Source organism: Tunicatimonas sp. (assembly GCF_049647865.1).
Lineage (GTDB): Bacteria > Bacteroidota > Bacteroidia > Cytophagales > Cyclobacteriaceae > Tunicatimonas.
The window spans coordinates 1-2,308 of record NZ_JBARYM010000090.1 but is presented as its reverse complement, the minus strand read 5'-3'; the positions used below and the strand labels follow the sequence as shown (position 1 = coordinate 2,308).

At 43.6% G+C, this 2,308-nt stretch carries 3 protein-coding genes; all 3 read left to right on the top strand.

The annotated features are described in order from the left end of the window. Positions 1-681, top strand: a 681-nt coding sequence (locus WBA23_RS03165; protein ID WP_424580799.1) for an HlyD family efflux transporter periplasmic adaptor subunit, incomplete at its 5' end; no start/stop codon positions are given. 357 nt (positions 682-1,038) lie between these two features. Then, positions 1,039-1,761 (top strand): hypothetical protein, encoded by a 723-nt coding sequence (locus WBA23_RS03160; RefSeq protein ID WP_424580798.1) that lies wholly within the window; start codon positions 1,039-1,041, stop codon positions 1,759-1,761. A 109-nt stretch (positions 1,762-1,870) separates the two neighbouring features. Continuing rightward, the coding region (locus WBA23_RS03155; RefSeq protein ID WP_424580797.1) for a PRTRC system protein E at positions 1,871-2,308 on the top strand (438 nt) is incomplete at its 3' end.

Sequence of the window (2,308 nt, the reverse complement as noted above, 5' to 3'; positions counted from 1 at the left end):
GATCAAACCATTGCCGACAAAGCACTAGAGGAGAGTGAACAGCAATATATTAGTACGAAGGAACACTACGAGAAACTGCAAAGTGAACTAGCTGGTAGTCAGATTCAAGTAGCTAGTCTAGAGCGGGAGTGGCAGGTGCTAGCTACCAGACATACATTTGAGGAGGGGCAATTAAGAACCACACTGCTTACCACGTTAAATAATCTTCAATCAGATTTAGCGCAATGGAAAAACCGCTATTTGTTATCGGCCCCACAAGGGGGAGTTGTCTCTTTTACTGACTTTTTAACTAAACAAAAATTTGTCAGTCAAGGAGAGGAGATACTACATATTCTTCCTATTTATGATGATTCGCTCTCAATCGTTGGGCAGCTCAAAGTCCCAGTTCAAAATTCAGGTAAACTAGCGATAGGGCAGCGCGTAGATGTCTATCTAGAGAATTATCCCGAAGCTGAATTCGGCGGGTTATCAGGTGTAGTGCATCGTATTTCAGCCTTACCAAAGCAAGGGGAATACCGGGTAATAATCACTTTTCCAAAGGGGCTCATAACCCAATATGGCTATCATATCCCTTTTCAGCAGCATCTGCAAGGAAGTGCTGAAATTATCACCAAAGATTTACGGTTATTAGAACGGCTGATTTACCAGCTACGTACGTACACCTCAAACAATGCCTCTTAATTGTAAGACAACTTAACAAAAGTAGTATACGGGTGTCATCCATGTAGATATCTGTTAAGAGAAAGTGGACAGAATAGTATACAATGAGGGTGGTGCTGAATGCTATTGGCAGTGGCCTTTCGTGATACCTTGCATGTAAATAATCAAAGAAATATAATCTAATTGCGGCAAATCCAATGTGGGTAAAAAAAATTTAAGAAACCATTAGGGATAAGAATTTTCATTGAGAGGAAAAGAATTTATAATTAGTATAAAAAAACTAATAAAGACCTTTTATTAGTTTTTTTATACTAATAAAAGGTGTATCTTAGTAGGGTATTCAAGGTATCATTTATCACTTTAAACCTTTATTCAATTATGGAAACCTTATTAAGTACCCCCATCACCACCCAAGTAGCCACGTTAGTAGACGTGCTCAAAAATGCCCGTTATCGCATCGGCAACCCCCGCCAGTACCGCGCCAATGCCAAAGATGGCAAATTCACCTTAGAAGGCAGTGAACCCGTCGGTTCTACCGTCCGCCTTCATGTTTTAGCCTATCGCATCTTTGAGGGAGAGCTATTTAAGCGAGAGAACGTATGGCTAGAACTATTCTTTTTAGACAGCAAGGGCAACGTAAGCAGTATGCTATTCAACAGCTACTCCGTGGGGAATTTTCAGCGATTTCAAGATACACTATATTACCGGGGAGTCCCTTTGGAACAGGTTGTGATTCAAATACGCTGGACCGCTAGAACGGCTACGCTACCCAATGATGAGCAGATCACGTACCATATTGCTGACTTTGAAACGGTAGAGGAACTATCACCTGAAATTTCGGACATCATTACTGAATTCATTCAAATGACCCCAATCTATCGGGAAGATACCGCCCCCGCCTTGGAAGATCGCACCAAAGCGTATCAAGCCATTGAGCAGCATAATTATATGGCTATTCCACCCAAAGCCCTTCCTGCCCCAACTGATGAAGACCCAATAGGTGCCATAGAGCACCCTTCCGATCAAGCGGAGGTAGAGGCTGCATTAGATGCGTTTGCTGCCGAGGATAAAGACAGCCAGGCTGACGTGTTGGCTTATTGATCTTCATTTATGGGCTGAACGGGTTTAACCGATCTGTTCAGCCTACTTCTTTCTTTTGGACAATGTTCTTTCTTATGAATTACCGATAAATACGTTAACCAATTATAGTATGAACCAATCACCCCCTTTATCAACTGTTCCTGCCAAGCAAGATGCTCAGCAGGAAGTCAACCACGCGACAAACTTTTTTACGGGTATCAGTCGCTATACGGAACATTCGGATATTACGCTCACGCTGCGAAAATTGCCGGATGGAAGGTTAGCCGTCTCATTGCTTCCCAAACCTACTATGGACGATCGGGTAAAAGACCAGATTGCCCCGTTCACCCTGAAAGCCCTGCCGAGTGCTTTGGATGAAGGGTTCTTCGCCCACATTCATCAACCCCTTACGCAGGTGTCAGCGTTCTCCGTGGACTTGTCGGCGTGGGAGGCTTCCCAGAAGAAAGCGGAGGCAGAGAGCCAAAAAGCGAAGAAGGCGAAGGAAGAGGAGGAAAAAAAGCGAAAGAAATCCGATACGCATCTAGCCAGAGCAAGCGAGCTATTAGAC